The sequence below is a fragment of the Sphingorhabdus sp. genome, from assembly GCF_044374345.1.
Classification (GTDB): domain Bacteria; phylum Pseudomonadota; class Alphaproteobacteria; order Sphingomonadales; family Sphingomonadaceae; genus Sphingorhabdus_B.
The window spans coordinates 1-18,973 of sequence record NZ_JBILOS010000004.1; the positions used below are offsets into that span (position 1 = coordinate 1).

At 56.9% G+C, this 18,973-nt stretch carries 19 protein-coding genes; 9 read left to right on the plus strand and 10 right to left on the minus strand.

Annotation, left to right across the window (positions count from 1 at the left end; translation table 11 throughout):
- From ACIQ5B_RS00795 to ACIQ5B_RS00810, 4 genes are all read left to right on the plus strand, one after another.
- Positions 1-1,144, plus strand: a 1,144-nt coding sequence (locus ACIQ5B_RS00795; RefSeq protein WP_397597348.1) for an isovaleryl-CoA dehydrogenase, incomplete at its 5' end; no start/stop codon positions are given.
- A gap of 27 nt (positions 1,145-1,171) precedes the next feature.
- Complete coding sequence (locus ACIQ5B_RS00800; protein WP_397597349.1) at positions 1,172-1,906, plus strand: gamma-glutamyl-gamma-aminobutyrate hydrolase family protein; 735 nt, start codon at positions 1,172-1,174, stop codon at positions 1,904-1,906.
- 103 nt (positions 1,907-2,009) lie between these two features.
- Positions 2,010-3,401 carry an aspartate aminotransferase family protein gene (locus ACIQ5B_RS00805; protein WP_397597350.1) on the plus strand — a complete coding sequence of 464 codons (1,392 nt, stop codon included), beginning with the start codon at positions 2,010-2,012 and terminating at the stop codon, positions 3,399-3,401.
- 168 nt (positions 3,402-3,569) lie between these two features.
- Positions 3,570-4,370 carry an FKBP-type peptidyl-prolyl cis-trans isomerase gene (locus ACIQ5B_RS00810; RefSeq protein ID WP_397597351.1) on the plus strand — a complete coding sequence of 267 codons (801 nt, stop codon included), beginning with the start codon at positions 3,570-3,572 and terminating at the stop codon, positions 4,368-4,370.
- Positions 4,371-4,397: 27 nt separating this feature from the next.
- Here the strand turns inward: ACIQ5B_RS00810 and ACIQ5B_RS00815 are convergent, their stop codons facing one another.
- The 5 genes from ACIQ5B_RS00815 to ACIQ5B_RS00835 all read right to left on the minus strand — a co-directional run bounded on the left by ACIQ5B_RS00815 (position 4,398) and on the right by ACIQ5B_RS00835 (position 9,744).
- Positions 4,398-5,528 carry an ABC transporter ATP-binding protein gene (locus ACIQ5B_RS00815; RefSeq protein WP_397597352.1) on the minus strand — a complete coding sequence of 377 codons (1,131 nt, stop codon included), beginning with the start codon at positions 5,526-5,528 and terminating at the stop codon, positions 4,398-4,400.
- 11 nt (positions 5,529-5,539) lie between these two features.
- The gene (locus ACIQ5B_RS00820; protein WP_397597353.1) at positions 5,540-6,376 is read right to left on the minus strand and encodes an ABC transporter permease; all 837 of its coding nucleotides are present in this window, start codon (positions 6,374-6,376) and stop codon (positions 5,540-5,542) included.
- Positions 6,377-6,378: 2 nt separating this feature from the next.
- Entirely contained in the window at positions 6,379-7,290 is a 912-nt protein-coding gene (locus ACIQ5B_RS00825) for an ABC transporter permease (protein WP_397597354.1), read from the minus strand.
- A gap of 3 nt (positions 7,291-7,293) precedes the next feature.
- Positions 7,294-8,403 carry a PotD/PotF family extracellular solute-binding protein gene (locus ACIQ5B_RS00830; protein WP_395628466.1) on the minus strand — a complete coding sequence of 370 codons (1,110 nt, stop codon included), beginning with the start codon at positions 8,401-8,403 and terminating at the stop codon, positions 7,294-7,296.
- A gap of 144 nt (positions 8,404-8,547) precedes the next feature.
- On the minus strand, positions 8,548-9,744 hold the full coding sequence (locus tag ACIQ5B_RS00835) for a serine hydrolase domain-containing protein (protein ID WP_397597355.1): 1,197 nt from the start codon (positions 9,742-9,744) through the stop codon (positions 8,548-8,550).
- A gap of 268 nt (positions 9,745-10,012) precedes the next feature.
- Here ACIQ5B_RS00835 and ACIQ5B_RS00840 point away from each other — a divergent pair, with 268 nt between their 5' ends.
- The 4 genes from ACIQ5B_RS00840 to ACIQ5B_RS00855 are packed head-to-tail and all read left to right on the plus strand — an operon-like array spanning position 10,013 to position 12,646.
- Positions 10,013-10,621, plus strand: coding sequence for a LemA family protein (locus ACIQ5B_RS00840; protein WP_306062883.1), 609 nt, complete (start codon positions 10,013-10,015; stop codon positions 10,619-10,621).
- Between the two features lie 20 nt (positions 10,622-10,641).
- Positions 10,642-11,430, plus strand: a complete 789-nt coding sequence (locus ACIQ5B_RS00845) for a TPM domain-containing protein (RefSeq protein WP_397597356.1) — start codon at positions 10,642-10,644, stop codon at positions 11,428-11,430.
- A gap of 35 nt (positions 11,431-11,465) precedes the next feature.
- The gene (locus ACIQ5B_RS00850; RefSeq protein ID WP_397597357.1) at positions 11,466-12,131 is read left to right on the plus strand and encodes a TPM domain-containing protein; all 666 of its coding nucleotides are present in this window, start codon (positions 11,466-11,468) and stop codon (positions 12,129-12,131) included.
- Positions 12,128-12,646 (plus strand): NUDIX hydrolase, encoded by a 519-nt coding sequence (locus ACIQ5B_RS00855; RefSeq protein WP_397597358.1) that lies wholly within the window; start codon positions 12,128-12,130, stop codon positions 12,644-12,646. The genes ACIQ5B_RS00850 and ACIQ5B_RS00855 overlap by 4 nt, the downstream gene beginning before the upstream one ends.
- On the opposite strand, the gene ACIQ5B_RS00860 is transcribed toward ACIQ5B_RS00855, so the two are convergent.
- From ACIQ5B_RS00860 to ACIQ5B_RS00870, 3 genes are all read right to left on the minus strand, one after another.
- Positions 12,643-12,921, minus strand: a complete 279-nt coding sequence (locus tag ACIQ5B_RS00860) for an ETC complex I subunit (protein ID WP_324479731.1) — start codon at positions 12,919-12,921, stop codon at positions 12,643-12,645. The two genes, ACIQ5B_RS00855 and ACIQ5B_RS00860, sit on opposite strands and share 4 nt — an antisense overlap.
- 56 nt (positions 12,922-12,977) lie before the next feature.
- A complete protein-coding gene (gene hrpB / locus ACIQ5B_RS00865) occupies positions 12,978-15,449 on the minus strand; it encodes an ATP-dependent helicase HrpB (protein ID WP_397597359.1) in 2,472 nt (823 codons plus the stop codon).
- 65 nt (positions 15,450-15,514) lie between these two features.
- Positions 15,515-16,528, minus strand: coding sequence for a polyprenyl synthetase family protein (locus ACIQ5B_RS00870; RefSeq protein WP_397597360.1), 1,014 nt, complete (start codon positions 16,526-16,528; stop codon positions 15,515-15,517).
- A 96-nt stretch (positions 16,529-16,624) separates the two neighbouring features.
- Between ACIQ5B_RS00870 and ACIQ5B_RS00875 the strand changes: the two genes are divergently transcribed.
- Positions 16,625-16,912 carry a chorismate mutase gene (locus tag ACIQ5B_RS00875; protein WP_183941418.1) on the plus strand — a complete coding sequence of 96 codons (288 nt, stop codon included), beginning with the start codon at positions 16,625-16,627 and terminating at the stop codon, positions 16,910-16,912.
- Here the strand turns inward: ACIQ5B_RS00875 and ACIQ5B_RS00880 are convergent, their stop codons facing one another.
- Positions 16,913-18,292, minus strand: coding sequence for an ATP-binding protein (locus ACIQ5B_RS00880; RefSeq protein ID WP_397597361.1), 1,380 nt, complete (start codon positions 18,290-18,292; stop codon positions 16,913-16,915).
- 14 nt (positions 18,293-18,306) lie between these two features.
- Positions 18,307-18,972 (minus strand): response regulator transcription factor, encoded by a 666-nt coding sequence (locus tag ACIQ5B_RS00885; protein ID WP_183941419.1) that lies wholly within the window; start codon positions 18,970-18,972, stop codon positions 18,307-18,309.
- Position 18,973 lies beyond the last annotated feature (1 nt).

An 18,973-nucleotide genomic window follows, 5' to 3' on the forward strand; every position in this document is an offset into this window, starting at 1 on the left:
CTTTGCCCTCGGCGAAAATGCCGACATGATCCGCGATACCACCCAGCGCTTTGCGACGGATAAAATCGCGCCCTTGGCCACCAAAATCGATGCTGATGACTGGTTTCCACGGGAAGAATTATGGCCAGCCATGGGTGCGCTTGGGCTTCACGGCCTGACGGTTGCGCAAGAAGATGGCGGCCTTGGCCTTGGCTATTTGGAACATGTTGTCGCCGTTGAGGAAGTCAGCCGGGCGTCTGCATCCATTGGACTGTCTTATGGCGCGCACTCCAATCTGTGCGTCAACCAGATCGCGCGTTGGGCCTCACCCGAGCAAAAGGCGAAATATCTGCCCAAGCTGATTTCGGGCGAACATGTCGGCAGTTTGGCGATGTCCGAAACCGGCGCAGGTTCGGACGTTGTTTCAATGAAGCTGAAGGCCGAAGCGGTTCAGGGCGGTTACATATTGAACGGAACCAAATTCTGGATCACCAACGCGCCTTATGCAGATACGTTGGTTGTCTATGCCAAGACCGCGCCTGAGGCTGCGTCGCGCGGCATCACCGCCTTTCTGATCGAGAAAGGTATGGAGGGTTTTTCCATCGGCCAGAAAATCGACAAGGTCGGGATGCGCGGATCGCCGACGGCGGAACTGGTGTTCAACGACTGTTTCGTATCCGAAGAACAGATGATGGGCCCACTGCATGGAGGCGTTGGCGTGTTGATGTCGGGGCTGGATTATGAACGTGTCGTGCTTGCCGGGCTTCAGCTTGGCGTGATGCAAGCCTGCCTTGACGTCGTTTTGCCTTATGTCCGCGAACGCAAGCAGTTCGGCAAGCCCATCGGCAGTTTCCAACTGATGCAGGCGAAGATTGCCGACATGTATGTCGCGCTCAATTCTGCCCGCAGCTATGTCTACAATGTCGCGCGCGCATGTGACGCGGGGCAGACCACCCGCTTTGACGCCGCAGGCGCGATCTTGTTGGCCAGCGAAAGTGCCGTGAAGGTTGCGGGCGAGGCCATTCAGGCATTGGGCGGCGCTGGCTATACCAAGGATTGGCCGGTCGAGCGTTATTGGCGGGATGCCAAGTTGCTCGACATTGGTGCAGGAACAAATGAAATTCGCCGGATGTTGATTGGCCGGGAGCTGATCGGAGCGGCGTGAGCAAAAGATAACGCAGGAGTCAGCAGAATGAGCCGTCCGGTATTGGGTGTCATCGCATGTAACCGCATGGTCGGCAGCGAAGTCGCCCAAGCGGTGATGAACCGCTATATCCGCGCGGCCATGACCTATGCCGATGTGGCGGCGTTAATCATCCCCTCGTTGCCCGACCTGATGACCGCCGCTGAAGTCGCACCGCGCATAGACGGCATATTGTTGACCGGCAGCCCGTCAAATGTCGCAACGCGGCTTTATGGCGACGAAGGCGGCGATGGTCCCTTCGACGACGGCCGCGACGAGATCGCGATGTCCATGGTCGACCGCATGATTGACGCGCGCAAGCCCGTCTTTGGCATTTGCCGTGGCTTTCAGGAAATCAATGTCGCCTTGGGCGGAACATTGCGCCGCGATACGAGCGCGAGCGATACGCTCATCCGCCACCATGCACCCGATGATGTTGATTTCGACGCCATGTTCGACCACCGCCATCCGGTTGAACTCGCAGACGGTGGTATGCTGTCCACTGCCTATGCCAAAGGCGCTTTGGACGTAAACTCGGTGCATTTTCAAGGTATCGGCACGCTGGCGGATGGGCTGACGGTGGAGGCACGCGCACCCGATGGACTGATCGAGGCCTATAGCGCCCGACCCAATGGCGCACCCTTGCTGGCGGTCCAGTGGCACCCCGAATGGGGAACGGAAAATGACGTGGATTCGCAAACCTATTTCCACCTTTTGGGAAAGGCGTTAAGGGGTAATCTGTGAACATAACCGTGACCCGTTATAACCGCTATCAAGCACGGATAGGCTTTTCGCCCTGACGCTTTGCGCACTCCGCACATGCAATCAAATATCAGGGAGAAAACTCATGCCCCGCAATTACGACATCGCCGAACTTCGCCGTTTAGACATCGCCCACCATTTGCCCGCGCAAGCAGACTGGCAGGAAATCGAAGACCTGGGTGGCAGCCGCATTATCACCCATGCTGAAGGCTGCTATATCCATGATGGCGACGGCAATCGCATTTTGGACGGGATGGCTGGCCTGTGGTGTGTCAACGCGGGCTATGGCCGCGATGAGCTTGCTGAGGTTGCGCGCGAACAAATGCTTGAGCTGCCATATTATAACAGCTTCTTCAAAACCGCGAACGCACCTGCCATCTTGCTGGCCGAAAAGATTGCGAGCCTGACTGGCGGCCGCCTGCCACATGTATTTTTCAACAGCTCCGGCTCCGAAGCCAATGACACCATCTTGCGGATGGTACGCCATTATTGGCAGGTGAAGGGCGAACATAGCCGCACCATCGTCATCAGCCGCCACAATGCCTATCATGGCTCCACCGTCGCGGGCGTCAGCATGGGCGGAATGAAGGTCATGCACGGCCAAGGCTTCCCTGCCCCCGGCATCTTGCCGATGGCGGGTATTGAGCATGTCCGCCAGCCTTATTGGTACAATGAAGGCCGCGATATGACGCCCGAAGATTTCGGCACCACATGCGCGCAAGCCATTGAGGACAAGATATTAGAAGTAGGCCCGGAAAATGTCGCGGCCTTCATTGGTGAGCCGGTACAGGGCGCAGGCGGCGTTATCATTCCGCCAGCCAATTACTGGCCAAAGGTGGAAGCAATCTGCCGCAAATATGGCATATTGTTGGTCTGTGATGAGGTCATTTGCGGCTTTGGCCGGACGGGCAATATATGGGGCTACGAAACCGTTGGCGTAAAGCCCGACATCATCGCCATGGCCAAGGGGCTGTCGTCGGGTTACCTGCCGATTTCCGCTGTCGCCGTGAGCGCGGAGATCGTCCAGGTCATTAAAACCGGTGGCGATTTCGTCCATGGCTATACCTATTCGGGTCACCCCGTCGCATCCGCCGTCGCCTTGCGCAATATCGAGATCATGGAGCGCGAGGGACTGTTTGAGAAAGTCCGGAACGAAACTGGCCCGTACCTTGCCGAAAAGCTGGCGACACTGAGCGACCACCCTCTGGTCGGTGAAGCCCGCTCGGTTGGCTTGCTGGGCGCGGTCGAGGTTGTTGCCGACAAGACCACTGGCGCGCGCTTCGGCGGGGCTGAAGGCACGGCAGGGCCAATGGTGCGCGATATCTGCATCCGCAACGGCCTGATGGTGCGCGGCATCCGCGACAGCATCGTAATGTGCCCGCCACTGATTATCACGCCATCGCAGATCGATGATCTGATTGGCATCATTCGCACGTCGCTGGATGAAGCCGAACCGAAGTTGCGCGCGATCGGGTAGGTTATTTAGTCCGTCTATTTCCGTCATGCTGAACTCGTTTCAGCATCTTACTTGCGGCGGCCAATAAGTAAGACCCTGAAAAAAGTTCAGGGTGACGGGTCGGGATGATCAGCACTACGGTAAGGTGTTCACGCTAGACAAACCACATCCAATGATTACCTTGGCCCCATGACATCCAAAATGCTTCAGCGCGCCCTCACGGCGGCCCTCACCCCTGCCCTGCTTCTTCCATTTACGCCTGCACACGCCGCGGCCCCTGTTGCGGCAAAGCCCAAGCCACCGGTTCTTACGTGCACGACCACGACACCAGAAGGCCTGTCCTATACTGTCATTAAGGCCGGCAAAGGCGAACGCCCGAACGCTGAATCGCGCGTCATGGTCAATTATAAGGGCATGCTGACCGCTGACGGCACCGAGTTTGACTCCGGGCAGAATGCACAGTTTCCAGTTGGCGGCGTTATTCCCGGCTTTGCGCAAGGTCTGCAATTGATGCAGGCTGGCGGCAGCTACCGTCTCTGCATCCCGTCAAAGCTTGGCTATGGCGAAGCCGGCACGGGCCCCATCCCCGCCAATGCAGATCTGGTGTTCGAAGTCGATTTGCTGTCCTTCAAAAACCCAGCGCCAAAGCCAATCATTCCAGTGGCAGAACGCAGTTGTTCCAAAACCACGGCAAGCGGTCTAGGCTTCGACCTTATCAAAGCCGGCGCGGGCAAGAGCGCGACGGATAGCGACATGGCGCTTGTCGACTTCACCGTTTTTGACGCCAGCACGGGCGTCGTGCAGCAGCAGCGCGAATGGGAAAAAATTCCGTTGAGCCAAGCATCGCCCGTGTTCGGGGAGGGTCTGAAAATGATGCAGGCAGGATCAACCTATCGTTTCTGCATGCCCAAGGGCGCGGATTCCGGTCCCGAAAGCAACATCATCGTGACATTGTTGGATGTCCGGCCTGCGCCATCCGCTGACAATTAAGGCGGCGGCGAAGGACGCGCTTTGCGTCTAGCTTAACAGGACCACGGGGCTATCGGCACGCCAGTGCATGCTGACCTTGTCATCCCATGTGAAATCCTCTTGATCATGGCGTGACAGGTTCGGACGGCTGACGCGGATCATCTGCCCGCCCTCAAGCTGGATTTCATACAGCGTGATATCGCCAAGATAGCTCATGCCCTTAATCGTGCCGCGCGCGAGGTTGTGGCCATCGGGCGCGTCTTGGGCGGCTGCGCGAACGGCTTTGCCTTCGCCGGGCACATGCAGGTAAATCTTCTCGGGACGCAGCGCGACCCAGACATCGGCGCCATGCGGTCCGGTGACACCATGATTGAGGTAAATTTTGCCAAGGCCGGGGCAATCGACGGCGGCCTTATCCGGCTCGTCCAGCGTTAACTTACCCTCAAAAATGTTCACGGAACCCACAAAATCGGCCACGAAGCGGTTGGCGGGATATTCATACAGATCAGCTGGCGGCGCGAGTTGCGCAACTTCGCCTTTGTTGATGACGGCAACCCGGCTTGCCATCGACAATGCCTCATCCTGATCATGCGTGACCGTGACAAAGGTAATCCCGACCTTGTCTTGCAGATCAGCCAATTCAAACTGCATTTGCGCGCGCAATTTGGCGTCCAGCGCCGACAAGGGTTCATCGAGCAACAGCACCTTTGGCCGCATCACTAGGCTGCGCGCGAGTGCAACCCGCTGGCGCTGTCCGCCCGACATCTGGTCCGGCATCCGGTCTTCAAATCCGCCCAGTTTCACAAGCTCAAGCGCCTCGGCAACGCGGTCACGAATTTCGCCCTTTGATACGCCCGATATGCGCAGGCCATAGCCGACATTGTCTGTGACGTTCATGTGCGGAAAAACGGCGTAGCTTTGGAAAACCATGTTCACCGGCCGCTTGTTCGGCGGCACAAGGCTCATATCCTGCCCGTCGATAATGATCTGCCCCTCGGTCGGCATTTCAAAGCCGGCGATCATCCGCAGCAATGTGGTTTTGCCGCAGCCGGACGGTCCCAACAGAACGAAGAATTCGCCTGCGACAATATCCAGACTGATATTGTCGACAGCGGTCACCTTACCAAAGCGTTTGGACACGTTGCGGATTTGAATGATGGGCTGTTTGGCTTGGGTCATAAGCATGATCTCTAATGGGTTTCCGCAATGCCCTTCACGCCCTGCAATTTCAGCGCGATGAAGGTCAGGATGACAGTCAGGAGGATGAGGATTGTCGACGCGGCGTTCACCTCTGGCGTGACCGAGAAACGGACCATCGAATATACCTTTACCGGGAAGGTAATCGTGTCCGGACCGCTGGTGAAAAAGGTGATGACGAAATCATCAAGACTAAGCGTGAAAGCCAAAAGCGCGCCCGCCACCAACGCCGGCCGTATGTGCGGCAGCAAGACATCGCGAAACGCCTGCCATTCGGTCGCGCCAAGGTCCTTTGCGGCCTCTTCCTCTTCCTTGTTAAAGCTCGCCAAGCGCGCACGCACAACCATGGCGACGAACGGGAAACAGAATGTGATATGCGCAATCGTGATCGCGGAAAGATTGAGCGGCCATGGCAAATCGGTTGGCCAGTCCACTTTCGCAAAAAAGATCAGAAACGCGACGCCCAGACAAATCTCAGGAACGATAATCGGCAGGGACATGGTCCCTTCAACCAGCCCCTTGAACGGAAACCGGAACCGCCAGAGCGCAACCGCCGCGAGTGCCCCAATCACAAGGCTGACGATCGTCGCAAGCGCCGCGATGGTGAGCGAGTTGACCAACGCCTCGACCAGACTGTCGTTGTTGAGCGCTTTCTCATAATATTTGAGGGTAAAACCCTTCCACACGACATTGCGCTTACTGTCGTTAAAACTGAAGATCATCAATAGGATGAGCGGCGCGTATAGAAACAACATGGTCAATCCGACCCAACTGCGCATCCACAGCTTTCTGCTATATTCCAACGGCGCGATGGGGGTGCGATTAAACATTATCACGCCGCTTTCACTTTGTTCGAACGCATCGATTGAAACGCAATCAGAATGAACATCGCGTAGATGAGCAGGAACGACAGCGCAGCGCCAAATGGCCAGTCATTCGCGCGCTTGAATTGCCGTTCGATAACATTGGCGATCATCTGGCTGTCCGTCCCGCCCATAAGGTCGGGTGTCAGATACGCGCCAAGTGCAGGGATCAAGGTAATCATGACGCCCGCGACAATGCCCGGTGCGGCCAGCGGAACCACGATCTGCATGAAGGTTTTGAAATGCCCTGCGCCCAAATCGAGACTGGCCTCAATCAGGCTTTTGTCCAGCCGGTCGAGCGCGGAATAGAGCGGCAAGACCATGAAAGGCAGATGGACATAGACCAGCCCAAGCACGACCGCGAAATTATTGTAAAGCAGCTGCACGGGTGTCCATGCCTCAAGCGGCTGCATCCCGACAAGCGTGCGCAGCCAACTTGCGCCTTCCCACAATCCGGCCAAGCCCTTGTTCATATATCCGTTGGTGCCCATCAGCGCCATCAACGCATAAGTACGGATCAACAGGTTGGTCCAAAAGGGCAGCATGATGCCCAGCAGCAACCATGGCCGCCATTTTGGCGCGGCGAAGGTAATCGCCATGGCCACCGGAAAGCCGATGATGAGGCACAAGAGCGTGGTCAGCGCCGCGACCGCAAAGCTTTTCAGGAAAATCGATACATACAGCCACTCGGTGGCGCGCTTGTAATTGTCGAGCGTACCCGAGATTTCAATGTCGGCAGGGCCGGCATTCTGCCCAAAGCTGTACAACCAAACAATGGCCATGGGCGCCACAAAGAACAGAGCAAGCCAGAATACCGGCGCCGTCACAACGGCGGCAAAAGGTTTCTTCTGGCTTTTCCAGTCTTGCAGCGCCCCCGACATATTTTAGGCGGCCCGCACGCGGGTGAACGCCTCCTCATATTTTGGCTGAAGCTCTGGATTGAACTTTGCATATTCGCATTTCGCCAAAACATCTGCTGGCGGGAAGATAACCGGATTGTTCTTGTACGCATCGGGCATCAGCGCCTTTGCGGCGTCATTTGGCGTTGGGTACAAAATCGTTTCGGTAATCTTTTTGCCGGCTTCGGCATCCAGCAAATAATTAATGAATGCGTGGGCATTTTTCGGATGCGGCGCGCCCTTGGGAATGCAAAGATTGTCGGAGTTCAGCTGACTGCCCTCTTTGGGGATGACAAAACCAATGTCGGAATCTTCGACCATCGCCTGCGCAATGTCGCCATTATATTCGAGCACCACATCGACTTCGCCCTTAAGCAACAAGTCCTGACCATTGTCTTCGTGGAAGGCTTTGATGTTCGGCTTTTGCTTGATCATCATGGCTTCGATGGCCTTCAAATCGGCATCGGTGAGGGCATTCACCGACTTGCCCATATATTTCCCGTAAAGCCGGAACATATCGCCGGCCTCGGACAGCACCGCGATGCGGCCTTTATATTCATCGCTGTCGAACAGCACTTTCCAGCTGTCCGGCACAGCCTTCACCTTGGACTTGCGGTAGCCAATGCCAAGCGCCAGCCATGTGTATGGCATCGAATATTTGCGTGCCGGATCATAGGGGACATCCTGATAATCTTTGGCGACATTTTTGAAGTTCGGAATTTGCGCCTGATCAAGCGGCATCAGCATATCGGCCGCGGCCATACGCTCCACAAAATCGTTGGATGGGACGATAACGTCATAGCCCGGGTTTCCGGCGCGCAGCTTAGCGAACAGTTCGTCATTGCTGGCGAACAGTGTCATGTTGACGTCTACGCCAGCGCTGTCCTTATAATCCTCCAACGTGGTTTCACCGATATAGGTGTCCCAATTGTAGAAGTTCAGCTTTGCCTCTTCGCCATTGGCCAGCTTCTTGGCTTCCTTCTCACCGCAGCCAGCAAGTGCGCCGGTCAGCGAGAAACCAACAGCGGCAACGCCCATCCCTTTTAACATGGCCCGGCGGTTGCTGCCCGCGTGTAAAAACGTCTTAAAGTCCATGATCATTCTCCAGCAGAAGCATATCGTAACATGCACATGCTGGACTATTAATGGGACTTAGAAAAGACACTTTTTTCCGCATGTTGCGGCGCAATTTTATTACGATTTAACGCAATTATTGTGCACCGCAACATGGTTCGGAATTCAGGGCTTTTTCGCGTCGGCGTCGACCGCGGCTTGGACCGCCTTGTAGAACGCTTCACGCCCTTCGCCCACGGTTTCGGGATCGGTCGCCTTTGGCCAATTGCTGTTGGACGCGATGATCAGCTTCCGTTTGGGATCAATGAAGATGCCCTGCCCGAAAATACCTTGGGCGGCATAGCTGCCGTCATCATAGGTCCACCATTGATAGCCATAGCCCCTGCCAGCCATACCGATGTCGGCATGTTTGACTGTTGCAGATGCCAACCAGTTATCCGGCCATATGCTTTGCCCGTTTATCTTGGCGCCACCCATAACGAATAAGCCAAAACGGGCATAGTCACGGGTCGATGCCTGAATGCAGCAGCCGCTGATTTCATGCCCGGTTGAACCCAAAAGCCAGCTTGCGTCTTGTTCCATGCCATAAGGTGCCCAGACTTTTTCCGACAGATAATCGGACAGCTTTTTCTTGGTGGCAGAGCTGACCAACACGCCGATCAGGTTGGTTTCGCCGGTCTTATACACCCACTTCGTTCCGGCGGGCGCTTCACGCGGCAAATTGCGCATATAGCTGACGGTTACATCCATGCCCTTTTCGGGCTTGTGCAGGTTGAACAATGCGACGTCGGATTTGGGGTCGGCATAATCCTCGTTCCATCGCACGCCCGACGTCATCGTCAGCAGCTGCGCAATGGTCACGTCGTCATAGGCAGAACCCTTTAGGTCGGGAATATAGGCCGAGACCATGTCGTCGACGCTTTTGATATAGCCGTCCTTGATGGCGGCACCGACCAATGTCGAGGTGAAGGACTTGGCGACAGAGAAGCTTGTCCACTTGCCCTGTGCGTCAAAATCGAGACCGTATTTTTCAACACGGATCTTGCCATCTTGGACAATGACGAGGCCAGCGGTACGCTGCGCCTTCATATAAGCATCGACATCCATATCAATGGTCAGCGGTTCGCCCTTGGGCATGGGATAAACCTTATCACCCGCTTTTATGATGTTCGATTTCGCCAATATCGGAATGCGGTCCAATGCGCGGAAACCGGCATCGCGCTGCTCAACGCTCCAGAACAGCACGTTAGCGTCCGTCGGCAGGTTGGCGATGAGCGCTTTCATATCCTTGTCCGCGCTCGCCCAGAAACCGCCAGCCGCAGCCGCGATCACAAACATTATACCGTATATCCATTTTTTCATCTTGCTCCCCCAGTGGTCATTTTTTGAGCAACGTTATTTCCGTCGCCCCTGAATCTACCTTCGCAATACATCAGATAATCGCGCGAAAGCGAAATGAATTTATCGTCACATCCAATGGACAGCGCATATCTTGACAATGCCCGACAGCAAAACATGACATATTGCCGATAGCAGACATTGCGAAAGCCATAGCTGCGCCTTATGTATGTAACACACGCCGTTTAAACGGCTGAAATCTGGGCGACAGCCCGTTGGAGGAGCTCTTTCGATGCGTAACCAAGTTGTAAAATCTTTGCTATTAACCGCTGCGGCCCTCTCTCTTGCAAGCTGCGGCATCAACAGTGTTCCGACCGCTGAAGAAAATGCCAAGGCAAAATGGGCCGACGTCCAGGCCGCGTTTCAAGAGCGCGCCAACCTTATTCCAAATCTGGCAAATATCGTCAAAGGCGCAGCTGCGCAGGAAAACAAAACGTTGACCGAAGTCATCGAGGCGCGCGCGCGCGCGACATCGCCCAATATTCAGGTCAATCCTGATGATCTGGCCAACCCGGCCAAGATGGCCGCTTTCCAGTCCGCACAAAACCAATTGTCGGGCAGCCTCTCGCGCCTGCTCGTATCGGTTGAGCAATATCCGCAGTTGAAGAGCCAAGAGGGCTATCTGAAGCTGCAGGATCAGCTTGAAGGTCAGGAGAACCGGGTGCGCATCACCTTGCGCGATTATAACGAGGCTGTGCGCGGGTATAATACCACCATCCGCACTTTCCCCGATATTATCGGCGCAAAAATCATTCACGGCGCGCAACCGATGGTCCCATATCAAGCCACCACGCAAGGCGCCGAAACCGCACCGACGCTTGATATGGCGCCCGCAAACTAACCCCTTTTGGGATTACACACATGAAAAAGGCCCTTGGCCTGCTGACAGCGCTGCTTTTGGCCGTAACCGGTCAGTCAGCGCTTGCGCAAAACTTCCCCACGCTTTCGGGGCGTGTTGTCGATCAGGCAAATCTGCTCGATCCGCAGCAAGAAGCAGTGTTGACCGCCAAGTTGCAGGGGCTTGAAACGCGCACCAAGCGACAATTGGTGGTGGCCACATTAAACAGCCTCGAAGGCTATGAAATATCCGATTATGGATATCGGCTTGGCCGCCATTGGGCGCTTGGGCAGGATGGCAAAGGCGAGACCGAAAAAGACAATGGCGCGATCCTGATCGTCGCGCCCAATGAACGCAAAATGCGGATCGAGGTTGGCTATGGTCTTGAACCCGTCCTGACCGACGGCCTGTCATCAACCATCATTCGCAACGACATCACGCCACTTTTCAAGGCGGGCGATTTTGCCGGTGGTGTTAACGCAGGCGTCGACCGCATCGTCACGCAGCTTGAGTTACCGGCCGACGAAGCCGCCAAAATTGCACAAGCAGCGGAGCAGCGTCAGGGCCAGGACGAAGGCATACCGTTCGGTGCGATTATCTTCATCCTGTTCATGATCTTCTTCGTATTTCTGCCCATGATCCGCTCGACAAACGGTGGCGGGCGCAAGCACCGGCGTGGCGGCATGGCTCCGGTCATCATCTGGGGCGGTGGCGGATCATCCTGGGGCGGTGGTGGTGGCGGCTTCGGCGGCGGTGGTTTTGGCGGAGGCGGCGGCAGCTTCGGCGGCGGCGGTGCTTCGGGTGGTTGGTAGAAAGTATCGTTATGGCCTTAACTAAAATTAGCCGGATGACCGAAGCCGACCACGCGTTGGTAACGGCGGCAGTCGCGGATGCCGAGCATCACACAAGCGGCGAAATCGTGACCATCGTCACCGATCTGTCCGACCATTATGAAGACATCGGCATTGCATGGGCAAGCGGCGTCGCCTTTGTGGCGCTCGCGACCTATACCACCTTCCCTGACATCTACATCGCCCTCATCAACCGCCTGACCGGTGGTTGGGGCCATGAATATACCACCAACGAATATGTCGCATTGTTGTTGACAGCGGTTGCCCTGAAATGGGTTGGGACGTGGCTGATCCTGAAATGGATGCCGTTGCGTCTTTGGCTAACACCCAAAGCGACAAAATTGGCACGCGTGCGTAACCATGCGATCAGCCTGTTTAAGGTCGGAACCGAATCCAAGACTGTCGGGCGCACCGGCGTTTTGTTATATTTGTCGATGCTGGAGCATCGGGCCGAAATCGTTGCGGACGAAGCCATTGCATCAAAGGTCGCGCCAGAAGTTTGGGGCGATGCGATGGTTGCGCTGCTTGAGCATGTGAAGGCGGGCAACCCCGGACAGGGCGTTGCCGCCGCTGTTGCGCAAATGGGTGTTGTTTTGGCGGAGCATTTCCCCAAAGGCAGCGAAAACCCCAACGAAATACCCGACAGGCTTATCCAGCTATGAATGCAGACGAAGACGTCGAAAACGTGATGTGGCAAGGCCGCTTCATCACGGCGAAGACACGCGGAACATGGGAATATGTCAGTCGCGCGCGCGGTATCAAGGCAGGCGTTATCTTGGCGGTCGAAGATGACCATGTCTTGCTTGTCGAACAATATCGCGTGCCACTTGGCGCAAATTGTATCGAGCTTCCCGCCGGTCTGATTGGCGACCATGAAGAAGGCGAGGACACGCTCACCTCTGCCGCACGCGAGCTTGAGGAAGAAACCGGCTATCGGGCGGACAGGCTTGAAATCGTCGGTGAGTTTTTCTCATCCCCCGGCATGGTCAGCGAAAGCTTTTCACTGGTGCGCGCACATGGCCTGACAAAAATAAGCGAAGGCGGCGGTGTTGATGGCGAGAATATCATCGTGCATCGCGTCGCCCTGCACGATTTGCCACGCTTCGTTCAATCGAAGCGCGACGAGGGCTGCGTTGTCGACGTCAAGCTGCTGATGCTGCCCGGGATGCTGTTTTAACGGAAATTATCCGCATAAGCCTGAAGCTTCAGGGTTTTGGGCGGTGTGGGAATGTAGGTCGCGGCGATGCCTTTTTTGTCGGCATAAGCGCGCGCGGCATCAAGCGTTGGAAAGGTCAACTGGACCTGCGATTGCGTATCGCCTGAACCCGCCCAACCCATCAACGGGTCGGCCTTGCGCGGTTCGTTCGACTGAAACTCAAGCACCCATTCGTTCGTGCGGCCACGGCCCGATTGCATGGCATTTTTGGGACGCTGAAAAATACGGGCAGACATGGATATTTCCTGAAAATTATGTTCGCGGTTGCCTTGCCCGAACGGCAATGGATTCGTCAAGCGTTGCGGGGCACATCGCGCGCCTGGGCCTTTTTCGTCTTCAGGCTGGCCACACTCTCCCACGGCGCATCAGGCCAGTTATGCCGCGGATATCTCCCCCGCATTTCCTTGGCCACGTCACGCCAGCTACCGCGCCAAAACTCTGGCAGGTTGCGGGTGGTCTGGATTGGACGACCAGCAGGCGACGTCAGGCTTAACACCAGCGCAATGCGTTCCGCGCCGACCGTGGGGTGGCTATCAAGGCCAAACAAGCCCTGTACGCGAAGCTCAACCGTTGGCCCGGCTTCTGCTGCATAATCGATGGCATGTGTCGTTCCTGCGGGACTGACAAAGGATGCTGGCGCGATTTGGTCAATGCGCGTGCGCTGATCCCAGCCCAGCATATTGTCGAGCGCTGTCGACAATGCCGCGGGTGAGACATCGCGCAGCCGGTTCACGCCCATCAGCAGCGGCAAAAGCCATTGCTCCGCCGCTTCCAATAATGCCTCGTCACTGACAGCTGCTATGCCTGCAAATTGTGCGCGCTCACGCAGCGCAACCGCCGCTTTTGACCATGGCAGCGCGCCCACACCCATTTCTCGCACTGCGGCCAGTAACGCACGCGCCACGGCCGCTTGGTCGGGTTTTTCCACGCGACCTTCGCTTAAGACGATCGCACCGATCCGCCGCTGCACGCGCGCATCCACACGGTCGGCGTTTTTATCGTAAGACAGGGCCTCTTCCTGTGTTATCCGGTGGGCGAAATGGCTGAGTATCTCGGCTTCCGTCAATGGCGCGGCGGACAATATGCGCGCGCCCGATGCAGCGCCTTGAACATCGGCCACCGCGAGCCATTCTTCGCGCGCCAGAAGCGACGCTGTGTCCAACTGTAATCCGCGTCCCATCGCGCTAATCCATTTTTCGCCTTTGTTATCGCGGCGCTTGGCAATGCGATCGGGATAGGCGGTGGCGATGAGGCCGCCGATGCTGAGCGGTTCTTGTCCGCCAGCGCCGCTGCGGCACATCCGCGATATGCGCTGCGCCAGCTTGCGCGCGGCATCCGCCTTAGGGCTGCGTTCGCCGACAAAACGTTCAAACCGCGTTTCGATATTCTCGCCTTGCCCGCCAAGCCCGCGTTCCTGCAGCAGCAGGGCAAGCATGGCCGCATCTTCGCTTTGTCCGCTCTTGGACGCTTCAACGACCATATGTGCGAGCGGCGGGGGTAACGGGAGGTCTGCAAGCTGAACGCCATGCGGCGTAATATGCCCCGACGCGTCGAGCGCGTTGATGGACAGCAAAAGCTTGCGCGCTTGCTGAAGCGCGGGTGCTGGCGGGCCATCAAGCCAGCGCAATTTGGCGGGATCATTCTCGCCCCAACGCGCGCAGTCGAGCAGCAACGGCGCAAGGTCGCTTTCCAATATTTCGGGCGGGTCAAATGGCGGAAGTCCGCCATTGCCGGCTTCCTGCCACAACCGATAGGCAACGCCCGCCTGCTGCCGCGCGGCACGCCCTGCCCGCTGCGTTACCGCAGACAGGCTCGCGCGCTCGGTCACCAGCCGCGTAACGCCAGCCGCTTGGTCGAACCGCGCGCGCCGCGCCAAGCCACTGTCGATGACGATGCGAACGCCATCAATGGTAAGGCTGGTCTCGGCGATATTGGTCGCAAAAATGATTTTCCGGCGTTGCTGCGCGTCACGGCGGACGGCCAGCCTTTGCGCCGCCGGATCGATTTGGCCATGCAATTTATGCACGACGATGTCTTCGCTGATCGTCCCGAGACTGTCCACGGCGCGGTCAATTTCGCGCACGCCGGGCAAGAAAACCAGAATATCGCCGTTTTCTTCGGACAGCGCCTGCCGGACCGCGCGCACGATATCGGTTTCGATTGCCTGTTCGGCGCGACGGCCGACATATTGGAAATCCAGCGGCCATCTTTTGCCATCGCTCTCGACCACTGGCGCATCGCCCATCAACTGCGAAAATCTGGAACCATCCAAGGTTGCCGACATCGCAAGCACACGCAGATCGGGCCGGAATGCCGCTTGTGCCTCAAGCGCCAGCGCAAGGCCAAAGTCGCTGTCGATGCTGCGTTCATGGACTTCGTCAAACAAGACCGCAGAAACGCCGACAAGCTCTGGGTCGCTGATGATGCGGTTTCGAAAAATACCCTCGGTCATGACCAAAATGCGGCTATTGGGGCCTTGTTTGCTATCCAGCCGCGTCGTGTAGCCAACCCGTCCCCCAACGGCTTCGCCTAGCCCCTCCGCAATGCGCTCTGCCGCCATACGCGCGGCAAGGCGGCGTGGGGACAGCAGCAAAATCTGGCCATCGCAATAAGGTTCGTCCAACAATGCAGGGGCAACCATCGTGGTCTTACCCGCCCCTGGCGGCGCAATCAGGACGGCATTGGGTGATGCACGCAACGATGCCAGCAGGTCTGACATCACGGCCATGACGGGCAGCATATGGTCCGATGTCTTTTCAGCCATGGTGGTTTCCGGCTGTGATCATGAATTGCGCCTGTGCCCGTGCTGCATCGGCACTGACCGTGCGATCAATATGCGCGTGCTATGGCGAATTCGACCGCCTCAGTCAGCGCAGATTTGGCTTCACCATTGGGGAAATGCGCAATCGCATCAATCGCGCGTTGGCCATAATGCCGCGCGCGATCCAGCGTATCGTCAATCGCATTATGCGCCTGCAGCAACGTGCGCGCATGCTGCAAATCCGCATCCGAAATCCGGTTGCCAAGCATCGCGTCGCGCCAGAATTTCTGTTCATCGGCACTGCCACGGATATGGGCCAGAATGACGGGCAACGTTACTTTGCCGTCGCGGAAATCGTCACCGCTGTCCTTGCCCATGGTTGCGCCATCGGACACATAATCAATGGCATCGTCAACCAATTGAAATGCGATCCCCAGATTGCGGCCATATGCGTCCAGCGACATTTCTTGCGCGTCGCCGCTTTCGGCCACGACCGCCGCAATCCGGCAGGCCGCTGCGAACAAGGCCGCAGTCTTCGATCCAATGATTTCGAGATATTTCTCTTCGGTCGTCGAAATTTGCCGCTGGGCGGTCAATTGATTGACCTCTCCCTCTGCAATGACGGCAGACGCGTTCGACAAGATTTTGAGAACCTTAAGCGATCCGTCTTCGACCATCAGCTCAAATGAGCGACTGAACAGGAAGTCACCAACCAACACGGCGGCAGGGTTGCCGAAAATAAGGTTGGCGGCGGTTTTGCCACGGCGCATGTCGCTGCCGTCGACGACGTCATCGTGCAGCAAGGTTGCGGTGTGAATAAACTCGACGGCCGCTGCCAGCTTGTGATGACGATCACCGGGATAATCGAGAAGCTGCGCGCAGGCCAATGTCAGCATCGGCCGCATCCGCTTTCCACCGCCAGCAATAAGATGCCCGGCCAGTTCAGGAATCAGCGGGATTTCTGACTGCATACGGTCCAAAATGACCGCGTTTACCTTGTTCATTCCGGGTGCGACCAGCTTGAACATGGGTTCCAAAGATGGCGCACGATTTCCGCCGATTTTATGTATGGTTGCAGTCATAATCGTTTCGCTCTGACGACAGCCGCGCCGCAAGGCAAGTGCAAATGGCGTATTTCCTCTTGTCCGTTGCAGTCATTATCGGCACAGGATGCAGTCATGGACGATCAAGAAACCCTCACCCGTTTTCGTGAAAGCATCGACAATATCGATGCCGCGCTTGTATTCATGCTGGCCGAGCGGTTTAAAATAACGCAGGCGGTGGGCGAGTTTAAGGCAAAGTCTGCGCTGCCACCCGCCGATCCCGCCCGCGAAGAACGGCAGATTGAACGGCTTCGGCAACTGGCCCGCGACGCGAAACTTGACCCCGATTTTACCGAAAAATTCCTGCGCTTCATCATCGATGAAGTCATCCGCCACCATCAGCAGATCCGCGACGCCAGCTGATTAGCTGGTCGCTTTGGGCAGCCTAAGGCGCACGAGCAACCCGCCCAAATCTTCACTTTCTTCGAGCCGGACCGTTCCGCCGTAAATTTCGACAACATCGCGAACAATCGCCAAGCCAAGTCCCGTGCCCGGCTTACCGGTGTCTAGACGCGCGCCGCGGTCGAACAGACGCTCACGCTCGGCTTCGGGTATGCCTTTACCATCGTCCTCAATAAGCATTTCGACAAAATCGCCTGCGTCTTCGACCGTAACAAACACGCTGCCGCCACCATATTTCGCTGCATTTTCGATCAAGTTGCCGAGCATTTCATCGAGATCCTGCCGTTCAACACGCGCGGAAATTTCCTTGTCACCCGCCATGTCGAGCCGGACGTGCGCATATAGGCGGCTTACGGCGCGTTCGACGGACTCAAGGCTGTCCCATATTTGCGCGCGGCTATGGCTATGCCCGCGCCGTCCCACAGCACGCGCACGCGCGAGATGGTGGTCGACCTGACGCCGCATCGTCGTGGCTTCGCGAATGATGGTGTCGGCGAGGTCGGGGGATTGCGCGGTGGCGCTGTTCATGATGACCGTGAGCGGCGTTTTGAGCGCATGCGCCAAATTCCCGGCATGACGCCGCGATTCTTCGGCTTGCTGCTCATTATGGTCCAGCAAGGCGTTCAGTTCATTGACCATAGGCATGACTTCGTCCGGCAAAGCGTCGGTAACCCGGCTTTCGCGGCCACTGCGCATCTGCGCAATCGCTTTGCGCACCGCACGCAGCGGCCAAAGGCCATAAAATGTCTGGAGCGCAGCCAAGATAATGAGGCCAAGACCGAGCAAAAGAAAACTCGTTACCAGAACGGACCGTAGCTCGATAATTTGCCGATCAAGGCTGTCACGGCTTTGCGCAACCATGAAGGTCCACGCGATGTCGGAATCGGGCAGCTTGATCGCGCGTTCAGCAATGCGCAGCGGTTCGTCGGCAAATTCGTTGCTGTTCCGGAAATGAACGGCTTGGTCGTTATGATTGGCCGGCGCGCTCAATGCGCGGTCCCACAATGACCGAGATGGAAACGGCATCGCGCCCTTCCCGGTGATTTGCCAATACAGACCGCTATTGGGTTCCAGAAAGCGCTGATCGCCCAACGGGCGGTTCATCCGGATTTCACCATCGGGACCGATTTCCGCCGAAGCAATCATCGCGGTCAGAACATATTCCAGCTGATTGTCGAAATTCTGCTCGACCGAATTGACCAACACTCGGTCAAGCGCCGCGCCGCCGCCGATCAGCAATATCGTAATCCACGCCGCAGCGGTCAGAATCATTCGGCGGGTCAGCGAACCCGTACTCTGAAACTGGCTTCGCCACGTCGGTGCTTGATTGGCCGTTTTCATGGCGACCGGCGGGTTCAGCTGACCGGTTCCTCAAGGCTATAGCCAAGGCCACGGATCGTCGAAATCACATCTTGGCCAAGCTTTTTGCGGATGCGCGTTACGAACACTTCAATGGTGTTGGAATCGCGGTCAAAATCCTGATCATAGATATGCTCGATCAACTCGGTCCGCGACACAACCTTGCCTTTGTGGTGCATCAGGTACGACAGCAATTTATATTCCTGCGCGGTCAATTTCACGGGCTCGCCGCCCAGCGTGACCCGGCCCGAGCGTGTATCAAGGCGAACCTCGCCAACGGTAAGCTCGGATGAAGCATTGCCCGATGCGCGGCGGATAAGCGCCCGAAGGCGCGCAATCAGCTCTTCGGTCTGGAATGGCTTGGCCAGATAATCATCGGCACCCGCGTCCAGACCAGCCACCTTGTCGGACCAGCTGTCACGCGCCGTCAGAACCAGAACGGGGAATTTCCGGCCTTCCTTGCGCCAGCGATCGAGAACCGTGAGGCCGTCAATTTCAGGCAGACCAAGGTCAAGAATGACCGCATCGTAATTTTCGGTCGAGCCCATATAATGGCCATCTTCGCCGTCGGTGGACAAATCAACTGCGTAGCCAGCACCTTCAAGGGTGGACTTTAATTGCTTGCCCAATGTGGGTTCGTCTTCGACGATCAAGATGCGCATG